Origin of the sequence: Chitinimonas sp., assembly GCF_036568685.1 — a bacterium.
Taxonomy (GTDB): Bacteria; Pseudomonadota; Gammaproteobacteria; order Burkholderiales; family Chitinimonadaceae; genus Chitinimonas.
Genome location: NZ_DATCSC010000125.1, coordinates 33,943 through 60,655, shown reverse-complemented (window position 1 = coordinate 60,655; position 26,713 = coordinate 33,943). Strand labels below are relative to the sequence as shown.

The 26,713-nt window shown below is 62.7% G+C and carries 21 protein-coding genes; 6 read left to right on the top strand and 15 right to left on the bottom strand.

The genetic code is table 11. The features are described 5' to 3' along the window. The first annotated feature begins 44 nt into the window (after window positions 1–44). Complete coding sequence (locus VIM95_RS17865) at window positions 45–1,496, top strand: hypothetical protein (protein WP_331988431.1); 1,452 nt, start codon at window positions 45–47, stop codon at window positions 1,494–1,496. Between the two features lie 3 nt (window positions 1,497–1,499). Here the strand turns inward: VIM95_RS17865 and VIM95_RS17860 are convergent, their stop codons facing one another. The 4 genes from VIM95_RS17860 to VIM95_RS17845 form a co-directional block, all read right to left on the bottom strand. Beyond that, window positions 1,500–2,159 (bottom strand): tetratricopeptide repeat protein, encoded by a 660-nt coding sequence (locus VIM95_RS17860; RefSeq protein ID WP_331988429.1) that lies wholly within the window; start codon window positions 2,157–2,159, stop codon window positions 1,500–1,502. A gap of 35 nt (window positions 2,160–2,194) precedes the next feature. Further along, window positions 2,195–3,712 (bottom strand): methyl-accepting chemotaxis protein, encoded by a 1,518-nt coding sequence (locus tag VIM95_RS17855; RefSeq protein WP_331988427.1) that lies wholly within the window; start codon window positions 3,710–3,712, stop codon window positions 2,195–2,197. A 9-nt stretch (window positions 3,713–3,721) separates the two neighbouring features. Then, window positions 3,722–5,335: a methyl-accepting chemotaxis protein gene (locus VIM95_RS17850; RefSeq protein WP_331988425.1), complete on the bottom strand. Its 1,614-nt coding sequence runs from the start codon at window positions 5,333–5,335 to the stop codon at window positions 3,722–3,724. A 202-nt stretch (window positions 5,336–5,537) separates the two neighbouring features. Then, complete coding sequence (locus VIM95_RS17845; RefSeq protein WP_331988423.1) at window positions 5,538–7,298, bottom strand: DEAD/DEAH box helicase; 1,761 nt, start codon at window positions 7,296–7,298, stop codon at window positions 5,538–5,540. Between the two features lie 445 nt (window positions 7,299–7,743). On the opposite strand from VIM95_RS17845, the gene typA reads away from it, so the two are divergent. Continuing rightward, window positions 7,744–9,561, top strand: a complete 1,818-nt coding sequence (gene typA / locus VIM95_RS17840; RefSeq protein WP_331988421.1) for a translational GTPase TypA — start codon at window positions 7,744–7,746, stop codon at window positions 9,559–9,561. Between the two features lie 88 nt (window positions 9,562–9,649). Here typA and flhB read toward each other — a convergent pair whose 3' ends face one another. From flhB to VIM95_RS17820, 4 genes are all read right to left on the bottom strand, one after another. Then, window positions 9,650–10,786 carry a flagellar biosynthesis protein FlhB gene (gene flhB / locus VIM95_RS17835; RefSeq protein WP_331988419.1) on the bottom strand — a complete coding sequence of 379 codons (1,137 nt, stop codon included), beginning with the start codon at window positions 10,784–10,786 and terminating at the stop codon, window positions 9,650–9,652. A gap of 129 nt (window positions 10,787–10,915) precedes the next feature. Beyond that, window positions 10,916–11,935 carry a hypothetical protein gene (locus tag VIM95_RS17830; protein ID WP_331988417.1) on the bottom strand — a complete coding sequence of 340 codons (1,020 nt, stop codon included), beginning with the start codon at window positions 11,933–11,935 and terminating at the stop codon, window positions 10,916–10,918. Window positions 11,936–12,161: 226 nt separating this feature from the next. Continuing rightward, entirely contained in the window at window positions 12,162–13,415 is a 1,254-nt protein-coding gene (locus VIM95_RS17825; RefSeq protein ID WP_331988415.1) for a GGDEF domain-containing protein, read from the bottom strand. A 92-nt stretch (window positions 13,416–13,507) separates the two neighbouring features. Continuing rightward, the gene (locus VIM95_RS17820; RefSeq protein WP_331988413.1) at window positions 13,508–15,004 is read right to left on the bottom strand and encodes an alpha-amylase family glycosyl hydrolase; all 1,497 of its coding nucleotides are present in this window, start codon (window positions 15,002–15,004) and stop codon (window positions 13,508–13,510) included. A 73-nt stretch (window positions 15,005–15,077) separates the two neighbouring features. On the opposite strand from VIM95_RS17820, the gene VIM95_RS17815 reads away from it, so the two are divergent. Continuing rightward, a complete protein-coding gene (locus tag VIM95_RS17815) occupies window positions 15,078–15,563 on the top strand; it encodes a YajQ family cyclic di-GMP-binding protein (protein ID WP_331988411.1) in 486 nt (161 codons plus the stop codon). A 157-nt stretch (window positions 15,564–15,720) separates the two neighbouring features. After that, the gene (locus tag VIM95_RS17810) at window positions 15,721–17,940 is read left to right on the top strand and encodes a carbohydrate binding family 9 domain-containing protein (RefSeq protein WP_331988410.1); all 2,220 of its coding nucleotides are present in this window, start codon (window positions 15,721–15,723) and stop codon (window positions 17,938–17,940) included. Window positions 17,941–18,000: 60 nt separating this feature from the next. Here VIM95_RS17810 and waaF read toward each other — a convergent pair whose 3' ends face one another. Genes waaF through VIM95_RS17795 form a run of 3 tightly spaced genes read right to left on the bottom strand, consistent with a single transcriptional unit; the run spans window position 18,001 to window position 20,278 of the window. After that, window positions 18,001–19,065: a lipopolysaccharide heptosyltransferase II gene (gene waaF, locus VIM95_RS17805; RefSeq protein WP_331988408.1), complete on the bottom strand. Its 1,065-nt coding sequence runs from the start codon at window positions 19,063–19,065 to the stop codon at window positions 18,001–18,003. 28 nt (window positions 19,066–19,093) lie between these two features. Then, on the bottom strand, window positions 19,094–19,297 hold the full coding sequence (locus VIM95_RS17800; protein WP_331988406.1) for a zinc-finger domain-containing protein: 204 nt from the start codon (window positions 19,295–19,297) through the stop codon (window positions 19,094–19,096). Between the two features lie 60 nt (window positions 19,298–19,357). Next, window positions 19,358–20,278 carry a branched-chain amino acid transaminase gene (locus tag VIM95_RS17795; protein WP_331988404.1) on the bottom strand — a complete coding sequence of 307 codons (921 nt, stop codon included), beginning with the start codon at window positions 20,276–20,278 and terminating at the stop codon, window positions 19,358–19,360. A 151-nt stretch (window positions 20,279–20,429) separates the two neighbouring features. On the opposite strand from VIM95_RS17795, the gene VIM95_RS17790 reads away from it, so the two are divergent. Next, a complete protein-coding gene (locus VIM95_RS17790) occupies window positions 20,430–20,834 on the top strand; it encodes an MAPEG family protein (RefSeq protein WP_331988402.1) in 405 nt (134 codons plus the stop codon). A 12-nt stretch (window positions 20,835–20,846) separates the two neighbouring features. Here VIM95_RS17790 and VIM95_RS17785 read toward each other — a convergent pair whose 3' ends face one another. The 3 genes from VIM95_RS17785 to VIM95_RS17775 form a co-directional block, all read right to left on the bottom strand. Beyond that, window positions 20,847–22,112, bottom strand: coding sequence for a diguanylate cyclase domain-containing protein (locus tag VIM95_RS17785; protein ID WP_331988400.1), 1,266 nt, complete (start codon window positions 22,110–22,112; stop codon window positions 20,847–20,849). Window positions 22,113–22,162: 50 nt separating this feature from the next. Beyond that, window positions 22,163–22,639 (bottom strand): dihydrofolate reductase, encoded by a 477-nt coding sequence (locus tag VIM95_RS17780; RefSeq protein WP_331988398.1) that lies wholly within the window; start codon window positions 22,637–22,639, stop codon window positions 22,163–22,165. Between the two features lie 61 nt (window positions 22,640–22,700). Then, on the bottom strand, window positions 22,701–23,495 hold the full coding sequence (locus VIM95_RS17775; RefSeq protein ID WP_331988396.1) for a thymidylate synthase: 795 nt from the start codon (window positions 23,493–23,495) through the stop codon (window positions 22,701–22,703). A 236-nt stretch (window positions 23,496–23,731) separates the two neighbouring features. Here VIM95_RS17775 and VIM95_RS17770 point away from each other — a divergent pair, with 236 nt between their 5' ends. Beyond that, the gene (locus VIM95_RS17770; protein WP_331988394.1) at window positions 23,732–24,832 is read left to right on the top strand and encodes an extracellular solute-binding protein; all 1,101 of its coding nucleotides are present in this window, start codon (window positions 23,732–23,734) and stop codon (window positions 24,830–24,832) included. Window positions 24,833–24,924: 92 nt separating this feature from the next. Here VIM95_RS17770 and argS read toward each other — a convergent pair whose 3' ends face one another. Further along, window positions 24,925–26,640 carry an arginine--tRNA ligase gene (gene argS, locus VIM95_RS17765; RefSeq protein WP_331988392.1) on the bottom strand — a complete coding sequence of 572 codons (1,716 nt, stop codon included), beginning with the start codon at window positions 26,638–26,640 and terminating at the stop codon, window positions 24,925–24,927. Window positions 26,641–26,713: the final 73 nt, after the last annotated feature.

Below are 26,713 nucleotides of genomic sequence, written 5' to 3'. Positions count from 1 at the left end.
GCTAGCCGCCAGCCATGGTGGCTGGTTTGGGGTTCGCCGTTTCCATGTTTGAACGTATTTTCCCTGCCATCCAGCAAGATACGCCCAATAAGGCGTTACGCAACGTGCTGGACCAACTGCCCGGCCAGCCCATGATCAATGCGCTGGATGCGCTGTATGTGGCGCTGCGCGAAAGCCTGGCGGTTTCGCCCAGCGGCCCGGCGGCGCGCAAGCTGATCGACGCCATTGCGCCGACAGCTTGGGAATGGGCAGAGCGGGCCATGGCGGAGCTTGCCAAGGATGAGGATAAGCCGGTACGGCGGGATCTGATCGGCAAGCGGCTGGCACTGTTGGCGGATCAGCTGTCCAATGCCTGCTATATCGAGGCGGTGCGGGAGTCTGTCCAGCTGCAACGGGGCAGCGGCCGGGTGGCGGGGCTCAGTGATTGGGCGGCAGGGCATTTTCGCTGGCTGGGTCTGGCGCATACCGCCCGCGCCTTGCTTGATCCGCGCCGGGCTCACTTGCAGTGGGAGAGCCTGGTCAGCCTTTATCTTGCCTTGGTGCGCCATGGTGCCTTGCCGGTCGGGATGCTGGCCGCCGAGAGCGAGCCGGCCCTTTCGCTGGCTTATCTGCTGCTGAGTCACGATGCCTTTGGCACCGTGCTGGCCTCGGAAGTCGCGGTGACCGCCCGAGCCTGCTGGGAGTTGGCGCCGCAGGTTCGCTTGGCGGCGGACTTTCACCGCGACACGCCATTGGTCATGGATGTTGAAGCGGATGAATCCTGCCGTATTGTCGGTTGGGCGGGCCCCAGCCCCGAGACGCCAGCGCTCTGTTATGGCCTAGCAGCGGCGGCAGACAAGGCGCTTGCGCTACAAGCCGAATGGCGGGATGGCAAGCCCATCCCATGGCTGGTTGCCGCTGGATTGCCCACCGATCTGCTGGAGCGTATAGCCCAGTCCTGGGTCGGCCGGCGCGGGCGTTGCCCCAATCCGGCAGTCATACGCCATAGCGATGCCCGTATCGCCTTTGACTTCCTGCGCATACGCGGCTTGCTGGGGCAGAAGGGCGATCGCGTGCCGAGCAACGATCCCTATCTGTTCAACGCCACGATCATCGATATCGACGAATTCGGCGTCAGCATGGCTTTGCCGGCTGAGACCAGCTCCCTGCTGGTATCGGGCCTGCTGGCGCTGAATATCGGCAACCGTGGTTGGTGGCTGGCCCGACCAGCCCGTGGCGAGCCGGAGCCGGATGGAAGCCTCTTTGTGGCGGCACGTTGGCTGGGCCAGCAAGCGGAGTCGGTGCGGCTCGCGCCCAGTCAATGGGAAGCCTTGCGGGCACTGTATATCCATCCCAGCTCCAACAATGGCTACAACACCTGCATCGTGCTGGACCGTGGCGATCTCGCAGAAGTGCCCTGTCTGGCTGACCTCGCGGCCGGCAGCCAGACCATCGTGCCCGGCAAGCCCGACCAGATTGGACCCATGCTCTGGCGCTATTCCTGTAAACCGGCTTGAAGCTCAGCGTTGCCTGGCTATCGCCTCGGCTTTGAGTCGGGCGGCAACGTCGCCCTGCCGCGCCGCTGCGCTGTACCACAGCAGCGCCTGGCTGCGATCGGTGGCTATGCCCTCGCCATGCTCATACATCGAGGCGATCAGATACTGAGCTCCGACGTCACCGCCTTGTGCGGCCTTCTCGTACCAATACGCCGCCTGGGCCATGTCGCGGTCAGTGCCGCGACCCAGGTAGTACTGGGTAGCCACGCTCAACTGGGCCTGCGTATGCCCGCGCTTGGCGGCTTGCAGGAACCAATGGGTGGCATCGGGCTGTGAGCGGGGCAGGCCTTCGCCATTCTCAAAGGCCAGGCCAAGGACATAAGCCGCTTCCGGCAACCCTTGGGTCGCAGCTTTTTTCAGCCAGGGCTGCCAGGCTTCGGTACGTTCGACCCCTTCGCCCCGCTTGAGCATCATGGCGTAGTTGAACTGGGCCAGAGCAACCCCGCGCTGAGCGTCGCGGCGGTAGGCGGCCTGTGCTTGGCTGTGATCGCCCCGGACGTAGGCGCGCTCGGCTTGTGCCAGGTTGTCGGCATGAGCGGTGCTGAGAGAGAGGGTGGCGATCAGCGGCAGGAGTATGAGGGAGAGATAAGGAAGCATGGCGATCAGCCCTGTCTTGATATCCACTTGGTCGTGCTCGCTCGCCTTGGCTTACAGGCACCTCATGCCATCAAACGGAAGTAGGCAACCCGCTGGCGCAGGTTTTCAGCCAAGGCACTCATCTCTTCCGCTGTTCGGGCGAGCTCTTCGGCTGTAGCGCTGTCGCTTTCCGTGGCGCGCGCGAAATGGCCGACCGCATCGCTGATGTGTTGGGTGCCGTTGTCCTGCAGTTCCGTGGCCTGGGCGACCTCGCTGGCCCGTAGGGCGGCATCGCCCATGACCTTGTGCAGCTCGTCGAACTCCCCGGCTGCTTCATCGGCCATGGCGGCAATGCTGCGGGTCAGGGAGTCGACCTCGGCCGCGGCGGCCTGGCTGCGCTGCGCCAGTTTACGTACTTCGGCAGCGACCACGGCAAAGCCTCGCCCATGCTGGCCGGCGCGGGCGGCTTCGATGGTGGCGTTCAGCGACAGCATATTGGTCTGGTAGGCAATATCCTCCACCAGAGTCAATAGTTGGCTGATGCGTTGCATCTCCTGGCTGGCGCCCAGGGCGAGATCGATGCCGTGACGGGTGCGGGTGCTAGCCTGCTGGGTCAGGCTTGAGCTGGCCGTTGCGCTCTCGCGGGCATGCCGCACGCCAAAGCAGATCTGCCGCAAGGCAGACTGCGTCTCGTTCAGGCTGCCGGCGAGTTGGGTGCTCTGCTGGCGCAGCAGTTCAGTATTGGCGGCAATCTCTGCGGCGTGCTCTTCCAGGGCCTGGCTGCCAAGGTGGATTTCCCGCATGACTTGCTGCAATTGCTGGCGCATGGCGGCCACGGTGGCCATCAGGCTGCGGCTGTCGCCTTCCCTGAGCCGCGGCTGGCGGGTCAGGTCGCCGGCGGCCATGTCCAGGACCAGTTGCTGCAATACCGCCGGCTCGCCGCCGAGTTGGGCGCGCAAACGCCGCCAAGCCCACCAGCCGGCCAGCAGGAGCATGACCGGGCCGATCGCTGCCAAAAGGCCGATCTCCAGCTCGCCCTGCCGCCGGGCAAGGAAAGCCTCCTGCTCGCGCTGTGTCTGGTAGCGCTGCGCCTGTTCGATCAGTAACGCAATACCTTGCTGGTGCTGTTTGAACAGCTGGTCCAGCTCGCTGCGGGCCGTAGCCACGGTGCTGCTGTCGCTGCGCGCCAGTGCTGGCAGCAATCGCTGTTCCAATACTGCCAAATAGCGTAGCGCGGGGGCGGCAGTCTGTTCCTGCAGGGTGGTCTGCAAACTGCCGGGCAGCGGGCTGGCTTGCCAGTGCTGCAAGCGTACGCGATAGCGACGGATATGCTCGCGCAACTGCTCGAGCCGGGCTGGGTCGGGCGTGGCCTGTACCTCGTAGCTGGCCAGCTGTGTTTCCACCAGGTAGAGCGGTGGCGGCAGGATGTCGGCGACCAGGTCTTTTGCGGTCACGATATTGTCGTACAGCCGGCCGCCTATGCTCAGCCTGTGGGTTTCCAGCCAGACCAGGCTGCCCAGGACGATCTGGGCGGCGATCAGCATCGAAAAGAACAGCCAGAGGCTGCGTTTGAGGCTGGGTAGGCGAGGGGATGGCAGCATGCGGCGGGCTCAGTGGTAGCGGAAGCGATGGACCTCGCCTTGCAGGCGTTCGGTCAGTCCACCCAGCGTGGCGGCGGTTCGGCTCATGGTTGCAACGGCGGCATTGTTCTCCTCGCTAAGCTGCGCGACGCGCTCGACCTGCTGGGCGATCTGCTGCGTTCCTGCCTTGTGCTCATGCAGCGCCTCCGCAATGCTGGCGATGGCCTCTTCGCCCAGGGCAATGCTCTCCGAAATCGCCGAGATCGAATCCCCTGCACCGCTGGCCAGCTCGGCACACTCGTGGGCACGCGCTACCGTCTGCGACATCGCTCCCACCGCTTCCAGGCTGTTATGGCTGATCTGGGTGACCATCTGTTGAATGTCCTGGGTGGCGCCCGCGGTCCGCTCCGCCAGCTTGCGCACTTCGTCTGCCACCACCGCAAAACCGCGGCCCTGCTCACCTGCGCGGGCTGCCTCAATCGCAGCGTTGAGTGCCAAGAGATTGGTCTGGTCCGCCACGTCCTTGATCACGGCGACGATGGAGGTGATGTTGGTCGCATCGTTACCCAGCGTGGTGACCTTGTCGGCGGCGGTCGAGACTGCGGTATCGATCTCGCTGATATGACTGACGGTGGCAAGAATGCGCTGCGAACCTTGCTGTGCCTGCTGCAGCGTGGCTTCGCCGCGGATATGCGCTTCCTGGGCGTTATCGGCCACATGAGCAATACTGACGGTGACTTCCTCAACCGCTGCCGCCATGGAACTGGTTGCCTCCGAACCCATGCTGGAGGCGTCGGCCACCTGCTCCGTGGTCGTGGCCAGCTGGGTGGCCTCCTGGTTGACGGTATCCACCGCCTCGGCCACGGTGCGGACCAGCCCCTGCATATTGTCCACCAGGGTGTTGTAGGCCCGCGCGATGCTGTCGATCTCATCGTCGCCGCGTACCGGCGCGCGCAAGGTCAGGTCGTTTTCATCACGCGCAGTGCGCAAAGTGTTGCGCAGGCTGGCGATCTTGTTGTTCATGCCGATCAGGAGCCAGCTTGAGATCCCGGCGCCCAGCAGTAAGCCGAGCAGCAGGCTGACCATGGTCACGGTACGGGTGTGCGCATAGTCGAGCTGGGCGGCTTCGTAGCTCTTGCGGGCTTCCCTGAGCTGCAGTTCAACCAGATCCGAGATTGCACCGGTCAATGGGTCTATGGTCGGGTACAGCGCTTGGCGGGCCAGTTGGTCCAGACCGGCACTGTCCTGTGCACCGATCAGCTGGTTGAGTTGAGTCACCAGGCTATCTGCCTTGCGCATGTCGGCGTCGGCACGGGCGACGAGCTGCTTCTCTTCATCGGTCAACTCGGTGGCCAGATAGGCCTTCCACTGCTGGGTAATATTGGCCTGCGCCTCGGCATAGTTGCGTTTGGCGGCATCCCAACTGAGCGCCTTGTGGTTGAGCTTGTGGGTCGTGTCCACAATATTGACCGCGTACATGTCCGAGACCACCTTGAGCTGCTTCAGCGGGACGACCCGGTCGTTGTAGGTGCTGGCGAAATGCTCGTTGGTACTGGCCAGTTTCATGAGATTGCTGATCCCCATGAACAGCATCAGGGTGAGCAGGCCCGCCACGAGCAAGATGAGTTTGGTCCGAAGGGTCATGAAGTTCCGTTCCACTCGCTATTTTTCTTGTTCCGTGCCATTGCACCCGGCAAGCCGACGGCCTGACGGGGCACGGCCTCGTACCCCCTGACGGAATTTATAGAACATCTGCGTTGCCAAGCGCGCTGTACGGGTCAGCCAGGGCTCGACGGACAACAAAAAAGCCACCCCTGGGGGTGGCTTTTCATGACGCGCTAACGGCTTAGTCGAAATCGCGGTTGCCGAAGGAGGGACGACCGCCGGGGCGCTTGGGCGCCACGTTGCCGCGGTTGTCGCCACCGCCACGGCTGAAGCCCTGGCCGCGGTTACCGTTGCCATTGCCGCTACCCTGGCCGCGGTTACCGCCCTTGCGGTTGCCGTTTTCGAACGGGCTGTGCAAGGTCAGGCGCGGTTGCTCGGCGTAGACGGTGGAATCCGATTCCAGGCCCTTGAAGTTGCCACGGTTGCCACGGTTGTCGCGGTCAGCGAAGTTGCCGCGGTTGTCGCGATCAGCAAAGTTGCCACGGTTGTCGCGATCGCCATAGGGCTTGCGATCGAAGCTACGGCCTTCGCCAGCCGGCTTGCGGTTGCTGAAGCTACCTTCGCGGTTGCCGAAGTTATCGCCACGGTTGCCAGCATTGTCACGGTCGCCAGCGTAGGCCGGACGATCACCAAAGGACTTGCGCTCACCGAAGGGCTTGCGGTCACCTTGCGGCTTGTCGCCGTAGGGCTTGCGTTCGTCAAAACGCTTGCCACCGTCACGCGGACGATCACCGAACTTGCGGCCGCCGTCGCGCTTGTCGCCAAAGCGGCTGCCATTGCTGGGGCGCGGCTCGAAACGGGCTTCCAGGCCTTCCAGCTGATACGGGTTCAGCTTGCGGCCGACGAACTTCTCGATACGGCGCAGGGCTGGCACTTCGTGCTTGGCGGCGAAGGAGATGGCAATGCCATCGCGACCGGCGCGGCCGGTACGGCCGATACGGTGCACATAGTCTTCTGCGAACTTGGGCAGGTCGAAGTTCACCACGTGGGTGATGCCGGCAACGTCGATACCGCGGGCGGCCACATCGGTGGCGACCAGCACATCGATCTCGCCCTTCTTGAGGCGGGCCAGGGTACGGGTACGCTCGCGTTGCGGCATATCGCCGTGCAGGGCGGCGGCCTTCTTGCCTTGGCCCAGCAAGCGATCGGACAAGTCGGCAGCGTCGAGCTTGGTGGCGATGAAGATGATGGCCTGGCCAACGGCTTCGTCTTCCAGGATACGGTCCAGCAGCTTGGCCTTGTGGGTGATGTCGTCGGCGTAGTGCAGCTTTTCGACGATCTGTTCCTGGCGCTTGGGCGGCGGAGCGATTTCGATACGTTCAGGGTTGTTCAGCAGCGACTGGGCGATGGAGGCGATGTCGCCATCCAGCGTGGCCGAGAACAGGGCGGTCACGCGCTCTTGCGGCAGCTTGGTGGCAATGTGGGCGATGTCGTCACGGAAGCCGAGGTCCAGCATGCGGTCGGCCTCGTCGAGCACCAGCATTTCCAGACGGCCGAGGTCGATACGACCGCGGTCCATCAGGTCGATCAGGCGGCCGGGTGTGGCAACCAGGATTTCAACCGGGCTCGACAGCAGCTTGATCTGCAGCGGGTAGGGCATGCCACCGACTACGCTCACTACCTTGGCGTGACGGATCTGCTTGCCATAGGTCTCGGCAGCGGTCTTGATCTGGGCGGCCAGCTCGCGGGTGGGCGAGAGAACCAGGATGCGCGGGCCCTTGCCCGGCTTTTCCGACTTGTTGGTCAGGAAGTTCAGCGCCGGCAGCATGAAGGCTGCGGTCTTGCCGGTGCCGGTGGCAGCCGAGGCCATCACGTCGCGGCGTTGCAGCAACATGGGGATGGCAGCGGCTTGAATCGGGGTGGGCTCGGTGTAACCCGAGGTAACCAGGGTGTCGAGAATAGGCTGTGCGAGGCCGAGGTCGGCAAACGAAGCTTGGGTCAAAGCGTTTTCCTAGGTGTATTGCTTCCGTCGCCCTCATGGGCTGACGGGATAGCGAACGAACCCGAGCTTACGCCAAGACCATACAGGCCCCTTGAGCCGGGCCGACAGCCAAAAACTGTCCAGCAAGGCGAGCGCGGATTTCGTCTATTTACTGCCCGTTTATCGGGCAAACAAAGCTGAGATCGGCAGGGCCGGAGATACTGGCCTGAGATGCGGATCGGCAGCGCCAACATCGACGCTAACCGAAAGAAGCGCCAAAACATTGAAACTGCGGCGGCGCGGAGGTCAGGTATCGATGAATATTGCAGCATGTACTGCAGCAACGGCGCGCATTATGCTGAAAACAAACGGAAAACACAAAGACTTTCTGCAGAGATTGTGCAGTGCGGTAGTGGCAACGTGTTAACATCGCGGGTTTCCAGATTCGAACTAGACAGGTTTCTCTATGAGCCGCGCACTACGTAATATCGCCATCATCGCTCACGTTGACCACGGGAAGACGACCCTTGTGGACCAACTGCTGCGCCAATCCGGTACCTTCCGCGACAACCAGCAGGTTGATGAACGCGTGATGGATAGCAACGATCTGGAAAAAGAGCGCGGCATCACGATTCTGGCCAAGAACACCGCCATCGACTACGAAGGCACCCACATCAATATCGTCGACACCCCGGGTCACGCCGACTTCGGCGGTGAAGTGGAACGCGTGCTGGGTATGGTGGACGGCGTACTGCTGCTGGTGGATGCCGTTGAAGGCCCCATGCCGCAGACCCGCTTCGTGACCAAGAAGGCACTGGCCCTGGGCCTGCGCCCCATCGTCGTGATCAACAAGGTCGACCGTCCCGGTGCCCGCCCTGACTGGGTAGTGGACCAGACCTTCGACCTGTTCGACAAGCTCGGCGCGACCGATGAGCAGCTGGACTTCCCCATCATCTACGCTTCGGGCCTGAATGGCTTTGCCAAGCTGGACCTGGCCGAGACCTCGGACAATATGCGTCCGCTGTTCGAGACCGTGCTCAAGCACGTCCCGACCCCCCCGGGCAACCCGGATGCGCCGCTGCAGCTGCAGCTGGCTGCGCTGGACTACTCGACCTACACCGGTCGCCTGGGCGTAGGCCGCGTGCTGAATGGCCGCATCAAGCCGGGCCAGCAGGTCGTAGTGATGAACCATGAGCAGCAGGTCGCCAACGGCCGTATCAACCAGGTGCTGGGCTTCCAGGGCCTGGAGCGCGTGCCGGTGGAAGGCGCCGAAGCTGGCGACATCATCATCATCTCGGGTCTCGAAGACATCGGTATCGGCGTCACCATCTGTGACAAGGAAACCCCGGTTGGTCTGCCCATGCTGACCGTGGATGAGCCGACCCTGACCATGGACTTCATGGTCAACTCCTCGCCGCTGGCTGGTACCGAAGGCAAGTTCGTCACCTCGCGCCAGATCCGCGACCGCCTGACCAAGGAACTACTGACCAACGTGGCTCTGCGTGTCGAAGACACCAGCGACGCCGACGTGTTCCGCGTTTCGGGCCGTGGTGAGCTGCACCTCACCATCCTGCTGGAAAGCATGCGTCGCGAAGGCTTTGAAATGGCCGTCGCCAAGCCGCGCGTGGTGTACAAGGAAATCAATGGCGAGAAGTGCGAACCATACGAAAACCTGACCATCGACCTGGAAGATGAACACCAGGGCGGCATCATGGAAGAAATCGGTCGCCGTCGTGGCGAGCTGACCAACATGGAGTCGGACGGCCAGGGCCGTACCCGCCTCGAGTACCGCATTCCGGCCCGTGGCCTGATCGGCTTCCAGTCCGACTTCATGACCATGACCCGCGGTACCGGCCTGATGAGCCACGTGTTCGATGACTACGGTCCGGTCAAGGCAGACCTGCCGGGCCGCCACAATGGTGTGCTGATCTCGCAAGAGAACGGCGAAGCCGTGGCCTACGCCCTGTGGAACCTGGAAGATCGCGGCCGTATGTTCGTGAGCCCGGGCGACAAACTGTACGAAGGCATGATCATCGGTATCCATAGCCGTGATAACGACCTGATCGTGAACCCGATCAAGGGTAAGAAGCTCACCAACGTGCGTGCCTCCGGCACCGACGAAGCCGTGCGCCTGACCCCGCCGATCAAGCTGACCCTGGAGTCGGCCGTGGAGTTCATCGATGATGACGAGCTGGTGGAAATCACTCCAGTCAGCATCCGTATCCGCAAGCGTCACCTGAACGAGCACGACCGCAAGCGCGCTACCCGCGCCGCGGAGGGCTGATCGCCCAGCGCAAGCTGAGCCCAGCACGCAAAAAGGCAGCCGCAAGGCTGCCTTTTTGTTTGTCCGTGGTCAGGGCCCGGGAGGCTTTCTATGCTTCTCCGCCTGGGTCAAGCTCGGCCGGCACCGGCAGCGAGGTGGCCAGGCTCGGCTCATGGCCACCGTGGCGCTTGTAGTGCGCCAGCTGCATGATATAGGCCAATACCTCGGCTACCGCGGAATAGAGCCCGGTGGGAATGTCCTCGCCCAACTCTGCGTGGTGGTAGAGCGCCCGTGCCAGTGGCGGTGTCCGCAGTATGGGAACCTTGTTGTCCTTGCCGATCTCGATAATGCGCTCGGCCAGCAGAAAGGAGCCCTTTGCCACTACCTGCGGCGCCTTCATCTTCTCGTCATAGCGCAGCGCCACCGCATAGTGGGTCGGGTTGGTGACGATCACATTGGCCTTGGGAATCTCCGACATCATGCGCTGACGCGCCGCTTGCATCTGCAATTGGCGGATCTTGGCCTTGACCTGCGGATCACCTTCCGACTCCTTGTGCTCCTGCTTGACCTCTTCCTTGGTCATGCGCAGGTTGCGTTTGTAGTCCCACAATTGGTAGGGCACGTCGATCAGTACAATCACCGCCATTGAGCCCACCACCATAAGCATGGTGAATTTGATCAGTTGATAGAGGTAGGCCAGGCTCTCGAACGGTGACATGGCGATCAGCTGGACCACCTCGGCCTTTTGGGACCAGATGGTCGCCACGGCAACGCCGCCGATCAGGGATGACTTGAGGATGGCCTTGACCATCTCGACGAGGCTGCGGACCGAGAGAATACGGCCCAATCCATTCATGGGATTGAGCTTGTTGAACTTGGGGGCAATGGCATCCCAGGTGAATAGCCAGCCGGAGAGCACGATAGAGGCCAGGACTGCCGCCACCGCAATGGCGCCGGCAAAAGGCAGTACCACCATCAGTGCATCGAAGCAGGCCTGCGAGAAGTGGGTCAGCAGCTGGTCCATGTCGTCGATGGTGGCGCGCTCGAAGCGCAGGTTGGCCACCATCACCCGCTTCAGTGCGTCGAACATGGCGCCACCCAGGCTCATCATGGCTACCACCGCGGTGATCAGCACGGAAAAGGTCACCAGCTCCTGAGAGCGGGCGATCTGACCCTTGGCGCGGGCCTCCTCCAGTCTTCGGGGGCTGGGGTCCTCTGTACGTTCGAGGTCGCTGTCTTCCGCCATGGCGGCGTTTCATCCTGAGTTCGGCGTATCAGCTTGCATGATACGCAATGCCGCCTGCCGATGGGCGGCCCAGGTAAACACAAAGCAACAAGGCCGCCCTGGGGCGGCCTTGTTGTGGAGCGGGATGGCTTACTTGGCCCGCAGGATCAGCTTGGCCATTTCCACCTGGCAGCTCTTCACCAGGTCGGTGGGCTTTTGGCGGATCAGGTCGGCGTAGCTGACGTTTTCCTTGCGGAAGCTCTCGACCAGCTGCCAGCCGGCATAGCGGGTCAGGGCAATCTGCTCGCTGGCGTAGGTCGGCACCATGCTGCCATCGGCCAGCTTGTCGATGATGCTCTTGAGGTCGGCCTTGCGGGCTTCGCGAGCTTTGGCCAACTGCTCCGCACTCAGATCAAGGTAGCTCTCCAGCGGCTTGCCGGGTGCGACCTCCTGCAAGATATGGGCGTAGACGCCCTCGGCGATCAGCAGCTCGGCCAGATTGCGCGGCTGGCTGCCGAACACGGCGGTCTTGTCCAGCATCAGGCGGCCGAGGATGCGGGCCAGCGGCAGGGCGCGGGTATCGGCGCTGACTTCGAGCGGAATGTAGATATTGGTGCGGTCACCGTCGAGTTCGCTCCAGACCTTACCGTCAAAGAGACCGACGTAGGTGATGTAGCGCAGCGCCAGGGGCTTCTCGACGCCGATACGTGCACCCAGGTTCTCATTCAGGTTGCTCAGCTCGGCGGCGACGCCATCGAAGCCGGTCTTGATCTGCGGCACCACGGCGGCATAGCGCGGCCAGGCGTTGTTCAGCAAGGGGCGGCTGGCATCGTTACCGGTCAGCGGGGCAAAGTCATAACCCAGCTTGTAGAAGCGCCAGCGGCGTTCCTCTTCGGTTTCGACCGGTACGGGCGGTACCGGCGGGGTGGCGGGGGCGGCTTGCTTGCCGTCAGCCGGGACAGGCTGGGCCGGGGCTGCCGGCACGACCGGCATTGGGCGGCTGGCTGCCTCGTAGAAGTCCATAAAGCGGCCGGAGAAGTCACGAACCTTTACGTCGATGACTGCGGGGGCCTTGGGGGCTGCGGCGGGCTTGCCGGGCTTGGTGGCGGCAGTCGCATAGCCGGTGCTGCCGATGGCGGCCAGCATGGCGGCCAGGATCAGGTGACGCATGAAATCTCCACTACGAATGGGGGTGCTGCTCGCCACGGCCTGGCGAGGTCGGCGGCATTCTACAGGCCCGTGCCCGCTCATGCATCGCTTCCATGCATACCGTCGGCCCAATGGCAGGGTGAAAGGGAGCACGGTGGCCACAACGGCTGAGCTGGGACCCCGGCCGAGGGGATGGGTTCATTCGAACCCGAAGACAGCCTGAGCTTCAGTGTCGGATGACAGGGGGTCAGGCGACGATGCGGTTGCGGCCGGCCTGTTTGGCGTCGTAAAGCCGTTCGTCGGCCTGAAGGAAGAGTTCGTTTTCGGTCCGGATGGCGGGGTAGGCCGCAAGCCCACCGCTAAAGGAGAACTGCCGGCTCTGGCCGGGTTCCACCTCGAACACGACGGCGCCAAAGCCCTGCCGCATCTGATCTAGCCGTTCATAGGCCTGTTGGGGGGAGCAGTCCCATAGCAGCATGACGAACTCTTCACCCCCAAAGCGGCTCAAGAGGTCCTGCGCCCGCATCTGGCCGCTCAGCAACAGGGAGAGGCGTTTGATGACGATGTCGCCGAAGTAGTGGCCCCAGGTGTCGTTGATGGTCTTGAACTTGTCGATATCAATGACCGCCAGCGCCAGCGGTACATTGGCCTCGGCCGCGCGCCGGATCTGCTCCTGTGCGCGCAGCTGGAAGCCGATCTTGTTCAAAAGGCCGGTTGCCCTGTCTTTGCTGATCAGGTCCTTGTTGACCCGGATCTTGCCAACGCGGTTGACCAACTGCCGGGTCAGCACGTCACGGTCCTTACGCAGCATGATTTCGTCAAAGCCGCCCTCGATGGCTCGCCGCGCCAGCGCCGGGTCGGGCGTACCCTGCAGCATGACGATCTCCAGGCTGGGGTCGACCTCCATGTTGCGCTTGAGCACCTGAACGATGACCTCGGTGCGCAGGAAGTATTTGTCCTCGATCACCACCACCGCAGCCTGGCTCTGCTTGAGCCGCAGATGCAAGGTCTGCACGTCGGCATGGGCCAGCAGCTCGATATGGTGGGCGTCCAGCAGGTCGAGGTCGAAACAGGCTTCATCGCCCAGATAGAGTACCCGACTGGTTTCATCCTGGCGGCGCTTGGCAAACAGGTTGTAGAGCTTGTCCACCAGTACATCGTTGGCGATCGGCTTGTCGGCGTAGGCGAGGCAGCGGTGTTCGACCAGCATGCGCTGCAAGAGGAAGCGGCCGCTCTGTTTTTCGGTTTGCAAGTAGACGTAGTGATGCTGCTCAGGCAGGCGCTTGAGCAGGTCGCTCAAGAACATGGTGCGGTTGTTGTCGAGCTGCATGTTGTAGAGTACATCGAGGTCCACCACGAACAGGTCTTCCTGGCCCGACTGGGTGGCTGCTGCGACAAAGTCCGCCATCTGATCAAAGAAACGGATGTCGAAGTCGTACTTGTGGGCACACAGCAGCAGCTCGCTCCGGTTGTCCTGGATAAAGAACTTCTGCGCCAACAAAAGTACTTTCCGCTTGTAGAGTGATGCCGTGTCCGCCACGTTTAACCTCTGGTCGCTGCGCCCTGTCTCTGCCCCCAGTCTAAACGTTTTGCTCAGCGCAGATTGCGTGGTTTGAAGAAGGTGTAGTTTTTATAAGGCTCCACCGCCTCATAGACGGCGGCGCTGCGCGGCGGGATAGCCAGCTGTACGCTGCCGGCCTGCATTCTTGCCTCGCCGGCATTGCCCAGTGCGTCGCGCAGGGGGACGCCGTCGTACCAGTGCGAATAAGGCAGCAGTAAACGGGTTTCGAGCGGGGTGTCGGCCAGGTTGACGATAACCAATGCCGCTTCGCCAGCGATGTTGGTGTGCCGCAGGAAGACCAACGCGTTGCCAGCCAGCCGGTCGCCCAGTACGGTCACATCGCCATATTGCAACGCCGGGTTGGCCTGGCGGATGGCAATCAGCTGCTTCACCCAATCGCGTTGCGCCAGGTTCCACTCGGCCTCATTCCAGCGCATGGGCCGGCGGCAATCCGGGTCGGCGCCACCTTCCATGCCTATCTCCTCGCCGTAGTAGATCAGGGGGACGCCGGGCATGGTCAGCTGCATCAGGAGCGCAAGGCGGGCCTTCTCCACGCTGCCCACCGTGGTGATCAGTCGCGGGGTATCGTGGCTGGAGAGCATATTCCAGGAACACAAGAGGCCGTTCAAGCCGTAGCCCTCGCGCGCGTCCTGCAGCGAGCGGTTCATCTGCACCGCGTCGATCTCGCCAGCCAGCCAGGCCAAGGTGGCAGTGCGGTACCAGTAGTTCATCATGCCGTGAAAGCCGCCGCCGGCCTGGAACCAGGCACCGGAGTAGCCGTTCAGCTCGCCCAGCAGCCCGGCTTCGGGGTAGTTGCGGCCCACGCAGGCGGCCATTTCCTGCGCCACCTGTATGCCCACATCCTGCGCCACGTCGAAGCGCCAATTGTCTATGCCCTGTGCCAGCCAGTGCTGCACCAGGCTGCGCGGCTGACGGTAGAGCACGTCGCGCACCGTCGGGTTGGCCAAGTTGAGCTCGGGCATCAGGCCGTAGTCCTGCCAGCACAGATAACTGCCGTCGGCGCGGAAGGTGAACCAGTCGCGCATCGTGGCATCCCCGGCCTGGGCTGCCAGGAACCAGGGGTGCTGGTCGGAAACATGGTTGAGAACCGCATCCAGTGTCAGCGTCATGCCGCGGCTGTGCAGGGCGGCCAACAGACGCTTGAGCGCCGCTTCACCGCCGAACATCGGGTCGATGCTGAAGAAGTCGGTCGCATCGTATTTATGATTGCTGGGCGCGCTGAAGACCGGGGTCAGATAGACGCCGGTCACGCCCAGATCGGTCAGATAGTCCAGCTTATCGGCAATGCCGTCGAGGTCACCACCATAGAACTGCTGGCCCCAGGGCTGGTTGAGCGTGCTTTCGTCCCAGCCGCGCTTGACCGCACCCGGCAGATCATAGGCCGGCTGGGCCAGCTTGGCCTCGCTGCTGAGCCCGCCGCCGATGGCAAACCGCTCTGGAAATATCTGGTAGACCACCTGGCTGGCGGTTTTGCGGGTGAAATCATCGACTGGGGTGGGCTGCTTCATGGCGGGCTCGGGTAAAATCAGGTTTTTATCGGTTTTTGGCCGGATCACGTCCGGTCTTCAGGAGAGCAAGATTATGCCGTCTTTCGACATCGTGTCCGAAGTCAACGAAGTGGAAGTGAAGAACGCGGTTGAGCAGGCCAATAAGGAAGTCGGCAACCGTTTCGATTTCAAGGGTTCGGATGCCCGTATCGAACAGGCTGAGAAGGTGCTGACGGTGTTTGCCGACAACGACTTCCAGCTCGAACAGGTCAAGGAGATCCTGCTCGGCAAGTTTGCCAAGCGTGGCGTCGATACCCGCTGCCTGGATGAAGCCAAGCTGGAAAAGATCAGCGGCAACAAGGTCAAGCAGGTCATCACGGTCAAGGTTGGCATCGAGACTGAGCTGGCCAAGAAGATCGTGCGTGTGATCAAGGACTCCAAGCTCAAGGTGCAGGCAAGCATCCAGGGCGACGCCGTCCGCGTCAGCGGCGCCAAGCGCGACATCCTGCAGGACACGATCGCCCTGGTGCGCAAGTCGATTGAGGAGTTTCCGCTGCAGTACCAGAACTTCCGCGATTAAGCACCGCTTCGCTGGGGTTTGTTAGCGGTTCCCGGCTTTACCTTGCTGCACCGCTCATCGCCGCCGCCTGCGCTTCGTCGCACCGGCGGCGATTCTTTTGTTGGGCTTCTATATAGTCCGCGCTCTTTACAGTTTGTAACAGTTAAGAAAGGTCGCCATGAAGAAGCTGACCCTGTTGCTGGCGCTGGCTTTCGCGCTCCCCGCCGCAGCAGCTCCGTTCAATGCCTACCACCTGGGCGAAGGTGAACAGATTGTGCTGGACGGAAAACTGGACGAGGCCGTCTGGCAAAAGGTGCCGCGCAACAGCGAATTCTTTGAACATACCCCCAATGACCTGCGCCCTGCGATGCAGGGCACAGCGGTGCGCTTTGCCTATGATAGCCGCTACCTTTACGTGGCTTTGGAGGCCAAAGACCCGAATCCGGCCGAGATCCGTGAACCCTTCGCCCGCCGCGACAAGGTGGTGGGTGACCAGGACTTCTTTGTCTTCTATCTGGACCCGGCCGGCGACAGCAAGTCCGCCCAGTTTTTCCGCGTCAATCCGCGCGGCGCCATCGGTGACGGCATGTATACCGATACCGGCGGCGAGGATTTCTCGCCGGACTATGAGTTCGAGGCGGCATCCGGCCGTACCGCCGATGGCTGGGTGAGCGAATTGCGCATCCCCTTCTCGGCGCTGGCCTACAACAACAGCGGCAAGGAATGGCGGGTAATGGTGTTGCGCAGCATGACGCGCGGCGATCGCTACCGTTTGACTAGCGGCCCCATACCGCGCGATACCCACTGCTTCCTTTGCTACAGCGCGCCGCTCTCGGGGATGACGCCACCCACGCAGGAATTGAACTGGTCGGTCACCCCGCAGCTTTTGCTCCGCCGCTCGGAGAAAACCGAGCCTGATGGCAGCAAGACCAGCGACCATGAAGTAGCCGTGTCCATGGACGTGAAGGTGCGGCCGCGTTCTGACTGGGTGCTGGACCTGACGGTCAACCCTGACTTCTCCCAGGTTGAACTCGATACCCCGGCTTTGGCCGGCAACAGCCGCTTCGCCGTGTTCTTCCCCGAGAAGCGCCCCTTCTTCCTGGAAGGGGCGGACCTTCTGCAGGCGCCGGATCCGCAGCAGGGCATGCTGCAGGTCATCCATAGCCGGGCCATTACCGACCCGGCCTGGGGTGGTCGCGCCACCTGGCGCGGCGAGACGGCCGACATGACCGTCCTGACCACGCGCGATGATGGTGGTGGTCTGGTGGTCATGCCAGGCGCCTACGGCAACGGCTTTGCCTCGCAGGACTTCAAGTCACAGGCGACCATCGCCCACGGCAATCTGCGGCGCGGCGACTGGTTGTTCGGCGGGCTGTTTACCGACCGAACCCTGACCGAAGGGCGCGGCTACAACCGCGTGGCTGGCGGGGAGGCGACCTGGCAGTTCGATGACCATACCCGTATACGCAGCCAGCTCCTGTGGAGCGAGACCACGGCCCAGCTGCAAGCCGATGGCAATCTGGCCAAGGGCGAATTGCGCGACGGCCATGCCCTGTTCCTGGATGCTTCCCAGCAGACCGAAAACTGGAACTATCTGGCCCGCTACAACGACATCGGCCAGGACTTCCGGGCCGATGACGGCTTTATCACCCAGACCGGCATACGCAGCTTCTATGGAGAGCTGAACCGCAAGTTCGGCTTCGAAGGTGACTGGCGCGAGCGCAATCCATATCTCAACGCCGAGTATGTGGAAGACCGTGACAGGCGCGTGGTGTCGCGGCGTTTGACGCCTGGGCTCTTCCTGGCCGGGCCGTACGACAGCTTCTTCAATCTGGAGTGGCATGGCAACGAGCGGGTGCGATTGGCGGCGGACGGGCCTTTGCTCAAGCGCGACTTCCTGCACATCGCGGCCGATGGTGCCCCCTCGAAGCTGCTCAATCGGTTGACGGTCACCCTGGAGCTGGGTGATCAGATCGACTATGAGAACAACCGGGTTGGCAAGGGTGGGCTGTTGTCGGTATTCGCCCGTATGCGCTTGCATGAGCGCTTCGAGCTGGAGCAGAACCTCGATCAGGTCTGGGTGGACGGCGGCAAGGTCACCGGCAACCGGGCCTACAAGGAACTGGCTTATCAGTGGAACTCGATCTGGCACTTCAGCGCCCGCGATACCGCTCGGCTGATCTGGCAGCACGGTCTGCTGGAGCGTAACCAGGCCGCCTACGCCCAGCCGGTCAGCCGGGGCGACAAGCACAACACCTGGTCGCTGGTGTATGCCCACAAGCAGGGCCTGAGCAAGGCGCTCTACGTGGGGGCTACCATTGCCAACTCGCACGAGCTTGACGCCTATGGCCGGCGCAAGCAGAACGAGGTGTTCGTGAAGGGCTCCTGGACCTTGTAACCCGGCGATTGCCATGAAAAAAGCGCCCCTGGAGGGCGCTTTTTTCATGCTCCATGCCCCTTAGGCCTGAATGATAGGAATGTAGGGGCTGGCTGGCGTGCCCGGCGGCTTGGTTAGGGTCCGCGCAATGGCTGCCTCGACCAGATCGCTATCGAGCTTTTCCATGCAGTCGAAATGCTTGAGCGGACAGGTCCGCTCAAAACAGGGGCTGCATTCGAGGTCGAGGGAGACGATCTCGGCCCGGTCGCTCAAGGGCGGGGTGAATTCCGGGCTGCTGGAGCCATACAGCGCTACGACTGGACGCTGCAGGGCGGCGGCCACGTGCATCAGGCCGGAGTCGTTGGTCACCACCAGGTGGGCCAACGAGAGCAGGTCGATCGCCTGGGCCAGCGAAGTGCGGCCAGCCAGATCCTCCAGCGGTACGCCGGCCATCTGGGCGATGGCTTGGGTTTCTGCCTTGTCCTTGCCGGAACCGAACAGCCAGACCGCAAAGCCCTGCGAGGTCAGCCGCTTGGCCAGCTCGGCGAAATGGCGGGCCGGCCAGCGCTTGGCGGGACCGAACTCGGCGCCGGGGCAGAAGGCCACCACCGGCCGCTCGGCAGAGAGACCCAGTGCCGAGAGTGCCGCCTGCTGGGCTTCTGGCTGTACCGTCAGGCGTGGCGGTGGCACCGGCCGGGGCAGGGGCTTGCCATCGGCTTCGGCCAGGATGGCGAAGCGTTCCACCATCTGCGGCAATGCCTTGGGGTCCAGCTTGCGGGCGTCGTTCAAGAGGCCATAACGCGATTCGCCGACAAAGCCGGTACGTAGCGGCGTGCCCGAGAACCAGGGTACCAGCGCCGACTTGAGCGAATTGGGCAGTACGATCACCTGCTCGAACTGGCCACGCAGGCTGCGCCCCAGCTTCCAACGGCTGCCGAGCTTGAGCGCGCCGTGGCCGAAGGGATTGCGCAGGGTGGCATCCACTTCCGGCATCCGCTCCAGCAGGGGCAGGGTCCAGTCCGGCGCCATCACCGTCAGGTGCGCGTCGGCGTGGTACTGCTTGAGCCGCTGGTACAGCGGCTGGGCCATGACGCTGTCGCCGACCCAGGCCGGGGCGATGACGAGTATGCGGTACCGCGAGGTCAAATTATTCAGCCTTGGGGATTGCGTTCAATTAGTGACCGTGCCCGGCCGGACCGCCCTTGAGCACATACTTGGTACCGCAGTAGGGGCAAAGGGCCTCGCCGGTGTTGCCGACCGGGATCACCACGCGCGGATGGGCGTTCCACTTCAGCATGTCGGGCATGGGGCAGTACAGCGGCAGGTCCTTGGCCTCGACTTCAATGTGGGTCTGGGTGTTTTCCTTGAGTTGGCTCATGTTGCTTTCCTGTTGCTAGGCGGGCCAAGCGGCCCGCCAGGTGGGTGATATGGGGATGGGTCAGACCAGGGTCAGCCAGCCGGCGTGCTTGGCCGATTCGCCCTTGACCGCGGCGAAGTAGGCAGCCTGCAGCTGGGCGGTGATCGGACCGCGCACGCCTTCGCCGATGGGGCGGCCATCCAGTTCGCGGATGGGGGTGACCTCGGCGGCGGTGCCGGTAAAGAAGGCTTCGTCGGCGATATACACTTCGTCACGGGTGATGCGCTTCTCGATCACCTCGTAACCGAATTCGGCGGCCAACTGGAAGATGGTGTCGCGAGTGATGCCGGCGAGGCAGCTGGTCAGATCAGGGGTGTAGATCTTGCCCTTGCGGATCACGAAGATGTTCTCGCCCGAGCCTTCGGCCACATAGCCGTCCACGTCCAGCAGCAGCGCTTCCTCGTAGCCGTCGCGGGTGGCCTCGGTGTTGGCGAGGATGGAATTCATATAGTTGCCGTTGGCCTTGGCCTTGCACATGGTCACGTTGACGTGGTGACGGGTGAAGGACGAGGTCTTCACGCGTATGCCTTTCTCCAGTCCGTCAGTGCCGAGATAGGCGCCCCAGGGCCAGGCGGCCACGATCACGTGCACGTCGTCCACCGGCGGGGCCACGCCCAGCTTGCCCGAGCCATAGAAGGCCATGGGACGGAAGTAGCAGGACTTCAGCTTGTTCTCGCGCACCACCAGTTTGTGGGCCTCGTTGATCTCGGCCTTGCTGTAGGGCAGCTTCATGCCCAGGATCTTGGCCGAGTTGAACAGGCGGTCGGTGTGGTCGTCAAGCCGGAAAATGGCCGGGCCCTTGCTGGTTTCATAGGCGCGCACGCCTTCGAACACCCCCAAACCGTAGTGCAGCGTATGGGTTAGCACGTGGGTATTGGCCTCGCGCCAATCGACCAGCTTGCCGTCGTACCAGATAAAACCGTCTCGGTCGGCCATGGACATGGTGTTCTCCTCGGTTGTGTGTCCGGCGGGGCGGGTCAGCGCGCTAGGCTCCGTTCCCCGAAAACGCCATTTTAGCGGTTTCGGGCGCGCCGCTCCACGCGTGGCGGGGCATGGCGGTAATATCGGCCCCTATCCAAATAAGGAGGCCGCCATGGCTGTTGCCTATTGCTGCATGCTGATCGTGATCTTGCTGCCCTACGGTTGGGTCTATCTGGCCAAGTTTGGTCGTGGACCTGACGGTCATCGCCAGCGCTTCGACAACCGTGCGCCCAGATTGCAGCAGGCGCAGCTGCAGGGCCTGCCGGCCCGTGCGCTGTGGGCGCAGAACAATGCTTTCGAATCGCATCCGGCCTTCCTGGCGGCGGTGCTGGCGGCCATCCAGGCCGGTGTACCGGCAGAGCAGGTCAATATCGCCGCCATCGCCTATACAGTCACCCGCTTGCTGCATGGTGTCTTTTATCTGGCTAACCAAGCCTCGGCTCGCTCCACCGTCTGGGCGTTGGGGCTAGTGATCGTGGCGGGGCTATTCCTGCAAGCAGTGCGCTACACCCGCTAATTTCGGCCGGACTCAGCTTTCCGTTGCAGCGGCATCGTAGATCGCATAGCGGTGCTTGCCACCGAACTTGGCCTGGTACATGGCAATGTCGGCATGCCGGCGTAGCTCGGTCATGCTTTCGCCGTGCTCAGGACAAAGTGCAATGCCTATGCTGGCGTGCACCGTGACTACACCGTCACCCAGCGGTATGGGGATGGCCAGCGCGGTCAGCATCTTCTCAGCCACCTGGGCGGCATCGCGGGCGTTGCTCAGGTTGGCCAGCAGTACCATGAATTCATCGCCACCCTGGCGTGACACCGTATCGGTGTTGCGCACACAGGCCAGCAGGCGCTTGGCCACTACCTTCAACAGCTCGTCGCCAGCGTCGTGACCACGGGTGTCGTTGACCTGCTTGAAGTCGTCCAGATCGATAAACATCAGCGCCAGATGCCGGTCACTACGCAAGCGCTGGCGTAGGGCCTGTTCCACATGCTCGGCAAACAGGAAGCGGTTGGGCAGGGCGGTCAACGTGTCATAGAAGGCAAGGTAGAGCACCCGCTCCTCGCTGAGCTTGCGGGCGGTGATGTCGCTGACCAGGGCAAAGACCGAAGTCAGCCTGCCATCCTGGTCAGAGATGGCCGAGACGCTGACCTCGACCGTGATCTTCTCGCCGTTGGCCCGACGCATACCCAGTTCGAGCTTGTGGTTGCTGGCACTACCCCAGCGATCCATGGGGGTCTTGAGCTTGGCGGCGCTGTCCTCGGTGACGATCTGCTCTGGCCGCATGCGCAGAAGCTCGTCGCGCGGATAGAGCAGCAGGTCGCAGAGGGCAGGGTTCACATCCAATAGCTCACCGGTACGGGCGTCGAACAGCGCGTAGCCCTCGTTGGCGGTCTCCAGTACCCGGCGGTGGCGGAGTTCGCTCTCGCGCAGGGCTTCTTCGATCAGGCGCCGTTCGTGGATATCGGTCAGATTGACGAACAGGGCCGCCCGGCCCTCCACCTCCACCAGCCGTGCCGAGAGCAGCATCCACACCCGCTGTCCGCCGCTGAGCCGCATCCGCGCCTCGAACTGCCGGATAAAGCCGTTGTTACGGGCGATCAACAAAAATTGCCGGGCGAGGCTGGGGTTGTCGAACAGATCACGCAGCGCCGGCTCGTTGCCGGACAGGCCCAGGGTATCGCGTGCCAGCTGGTTCAGTGCCAGGATGGCGCCGCTTTCGGCACACACGGCCAGCATGGGCAGCGGCGAGAGCCGGGCCATGTCGGCGAGGAGGGATGAATGCGGGTCTGTACTCATGCAGTGGCGGCCCTTCCTGCCGGCGCAGCGCCCCGTCGGCTCCGGGACGGTCAGTTCAGACGTTCGTAGACTACGAAACTATATGCAAATTCCGGGCCCACGCGCGACTCGCGGCGCAGTTCGCGGAACTGTTCACGCGGCCAGGCTGGGAAGAAGGCATCGCCCTCCACCTCGGCCTCGATCTCGGTCAGATAGAGCCGGTCGGCATGGGGCAGGGCCTCGGCATAAAGCGTGGCACCGCCGATCAGGAAAACCTCGTCCACCTCGCCGGCGGCACGCAGCGCGTCTGCAATCGAATGCACCACGGTCACGCCCTCGGCGCACCAGCTCAGGTCGCGCGTCACCACAATATTGTGGCGGTTGGGCAGCGGCCGGCCGATCGAATCATAGGTCTTGCGGCCCATGATGATGGGGTGGCCACTGGTAGTGGCCTTGAAGTACTTCAGGTCGTCCGGCAGGTGCCAGGGCAGGGTGTTGTTGATACCCACGGTATGGTTGCGGGCCAGGGCGGCGATCAGGGAAAGCATGGACGGCATCTCGTCGTTGAGTGCCGCGGCCAGGGCAGGCTGCGGCTCGATGGCGTTAGGGTCAGACGGCGACCGGCGCCTTGATCGCGGCGTGCGATTCGTAACCTTGCAGGGTGAAGTCCTCGAACTTGAAGGCGAACAGGTCCTTCACAGCCGGGTTGAGCTGCATGGTCGGCAGCGGCAGCGGTTCGCGGCTCAACTGCAGCTGCACCTGTTCCATGTGGTTGCTGTAGATGTGGCAGTCGCCGCCGGTCCAGACAAAGTCGCCCGGCTTGAGGCCGCAGACTTGCGCCACCATGAGCACCAGGAGGGCGTAGGAAGCAATATTGAAAGGCACGCCCAGGAACAGGTCGGCCGAGCGCTGGTACAGTTGGCAGCTCAGCTTGCCGTCCGCCACGTAGAACTGGAAGAAGGCGTGGCAGGGCGGCAGCGCCATGTGCTCGATCTCGCCCACGTTCCAGGCCGAGACGATGAGCCGGCGCGAATCGGGATTGCGCTTGATCTGCTCGACCACCTGGCTGATCTGGTCGATATGGCGGCCGTCGGCAGTGGGCCAACTGCGCCATTGCACGCCATAGACCGGACCCAGATTGCCTTGCTCGTCGGCCCATTCATCCCAGATGGAGACGCCGTTTTCCTTCAGGTAGGCGATATTGCTGTCGCCTTTGAGGAACCACAGCAGCTCATGGATGATGGACTTGAGGTGCACCTTCTTGGTGGTGACCAGCGGGAAGCCCTGGCTCAGGTCAAAGCGCAGCTGATGGCCAAAGACCGAGCGGGTGCCGGTGCCGGTGCGGTCGGTCTTGTCGGTGCCGTGGTCCAGGACGTGTTGCAGCAGGTCGAGATAGGTGCGCATGGCGGGGCTTTCTGGAGACAGGCCGGCATTTTACCAGCCCATCGGCAGCGGCGCTGTGGCGGCCATGCCACAGCATGGGGCGCATAGGTGCCGCCGAGCGCCTGGCAGCTGGAAATATTTCCCCATTTCGACAACCCTGCATGGTGTAATACTGCGCGCCGAAAACCGCTTCGGCCAAGGGTTTGGCGGGGGTTCCCCGTCTTTGTTACCGCCTAAATTCTCGGAGTCCTACCCTCATGGCTACTTTCCGCTTTGTGCCCACGCTACTCGGCGCCGCCGTTGCCTACGCTGTCAGCGTTGGCGCGCAAGCAGCCGGCAATGTGAACGTCTACAACTGGAACGACTACATCGCTGACAACACCATCGCCAACTTCGAGAAGGCGAACGGCATCAAGACCAAGTACGACCTGTTCGACAGCATCGAAACGCTGCAATCCAAGATCCTGACCGGCAAGTCCGGCTACGACGTGGTCTACCCCTCGGCTGACTACGCCGGCAAGTGGATTGGCGCCAACGTTTTCACCCCGCTCGACAAGAGCAAGCTGCCCAACCTGGCCAACCTGAACCCCGAGTTCCTGAAGAAGCTTGAGACCGTGGACCCGGGCAACAAGTATCTGGTGCCGTATATGTGGGGCACCATGGCCTTCGGCATCAACGTCGACAAGGTCAAGAAGGCCCTGGGTAGCGAGCCGATGCCGGCGGACCAGTGGGAACTGGTCTTCAGCCCCAAGTACACCAGCAAGCTCAAGAGCTGCGGTATCTCCTTCATCACGATGACCAAGAACCTGTTCGCCATGGTCAACGTTTACAACGGCAAGCCGGCCAATGACTTCTCCAAGGCCAACCTTGACGCCGCGCTGACCACCCTGAAGGCGGTCCGCAAGGATGTGCGCGTGTTCAATGACAGCCCGATCGACCTCCTGGCCAATGGCGACGTCTGCGTGGGCATGGCCTACAACGGCGACGTGTACCAGGCCAAGGACCGTGCGGCTGCGGCCAAGAAGCCGCAGAACCTGGAATACATCGTGCCGAGCAAGGGCACCATCATGTGGATCGACGTGATGGCCATCCCCAAGGATGCCAAGAACGCCGACAACGGCTACAAGTGGATCAACAACATCCTGGATCCCAAGGTCGTGGCCGATATCTCCAACAAGGTGAGCTACGCCAACCCGAACGCCAAGGCCACTGCCCTGGTCGACAAGAAGCTGACCGGCGATGCCAAGGTCTACCTGAGCGACGCTGCGCTCAAGACCCTGCAGCCGCTGGCCGTGATCGACCTGCCCACCCAGTCGGCACTGACCAAGGCCTTCAACCAGTTCAAGACCGCCAAGTAAGCGCTGCGGTATTGATGCTGTAAAACAAAACGGCCGGGGAAACCCGGCCGTTTTTGCTTGCAGGCCCGCCAAGGCGGGCCGCAGACAGCGGCTTACATGGCTTCCAATACCTGGATGCCCAGGAGACCCAGGCCGGTGGAGAGGGTCTTGGCCGTCAGGTCGCACAGGCGAACACGGCTGGCGTGTGCCTGACCGTCCTGGATCACCGGGCAAGCCTCGTAGAAGCGCGAGAAGGCGGTTGCCACGTTGTACAGGTAGGCGCACAGGAAGTGCGGCAGGCTGTCGCGCGCCACCTGGTGGACCACGTCTGCAAAACGGGCCAGCTCCAGTGCCAGCGCATGCTCGGTCGGCTCTGTCAGCACCACCTGGGCCTTGCGGTCCCAGTCGCCCAGCTTGCGGAAGATGCTCCGTACTCGGGTGTAGGCATACTGCAGGTACGGTGCGGTATTGCCCTCGAAGGACAGCATGGCGTCCCAGTCGAAGATGTAGTCGGTATTGCGGTTCTTCGAGAGGTCGGCGTACTTGAGCGCGCCGATGCCCACCGCGGCAGCGATCTGCCGGCGGGTGGCTTCGTCCTGCTCCGGGTTCTTCTCGCTGACCAGCTTGTAGGCACGTTCAATCGCCTCGTCGAGCAGGTCGACCAGCTTCACGGTATCACCCGAGCGGGTCTTCAGCGGCTTGCCGTCCGGGCCCATGATGGTGCCGTGGGCCACATGCTCCAGCTGCATGCTGGCGGGTGCAAAACCGGCCTTGCGGGCGGTGGTGAAGAGCTGCTGGAAGTGCAGGCCCTGGCGGGCATCCACCACGTAGAGGCAGCGGTCCAGCTTGAGCGTACGGGCCCGGTAGCGTACGGCGCCCAGGTCGGTGGTGGCGTAGAGGTAGCCACCACCTTGCTTCTGGACGATATAGGCAGCGGGCTCGCCTTCCTTGTTCTTGAACTCGTCAAGGAAGACCACCTGCGCGCCCTGGTCTTCGGTCAGGAGGCCCTGCTCGCGCAGTTCATTCACCAGCACCGGTAGATCGTCGTTATAGAAGCTCTCGCCACGCACATCGTCGTTGGTGAGCAAAAGGCCCAGCTTGCGATAGATGGCGTTGCAATGCTCCAGCGAGATTTCCACGAACTGCCGCCACAGCGCCAGCACCTCGGCGTCACCGCTTTGCAGCTTGACCACGTATTCGCGGGCGGTATCGGCAAAGGCCGGGTCTTCGTCAAAGCGGACCTTGGACTTCTTGTAGAAGCTGTCGAGGTCGGTCAGCTCCAGCGAGGCTTCGCCGGTCTTGCGCATCTCGACCATATAGGCCACCAGCATGCCGAACTGGGTGCCCCAATCGCCCACATGGTTCTGGCGGATCACGTCCTCGCCGAGGAAGTCATGGATACGGGCCAGCGAATCGCCAATGATGCCGCCGCGCAGGTGGCCGATATGCATTTCCTTGGCCAGGTTGACCGAGGAGTACTCCACCATCACTTTTTGCCGGGGCAGGGCTTCCACGCCCAACTTGGCGTCCTGGCTGGCAGCCTCTACGTGCTTGGCCAGGAAGGCGTCGTCGAGCTTGATGTTGATAAAGCCGGGGCCGGCGATCTCCAGGCTCTGTGCCACGCCGGCGAGATCGACCACGTCGATCACCTTTTGCGCCAGTTCACGCGGGTTGAGCTTGAGGGCCTTGGCGGCGCCCATGACGCCGTTCATCTGGTAGTCGCCGAACTCAGGGCGGCCGGCGAGCTGCACCAGGGGCTGGGCGTCGGGGGCACCGACCTGGGCCAGTGCGGCGGCAAAGCGACCGTTCAGCAGGGGGAGTAGAGACATGGTGTTATGTGTCCTGAAATGACAAGCCCCTCCACGGAGGGGCTGCAGGTATGGGTTTGCCCGATTTTACGGG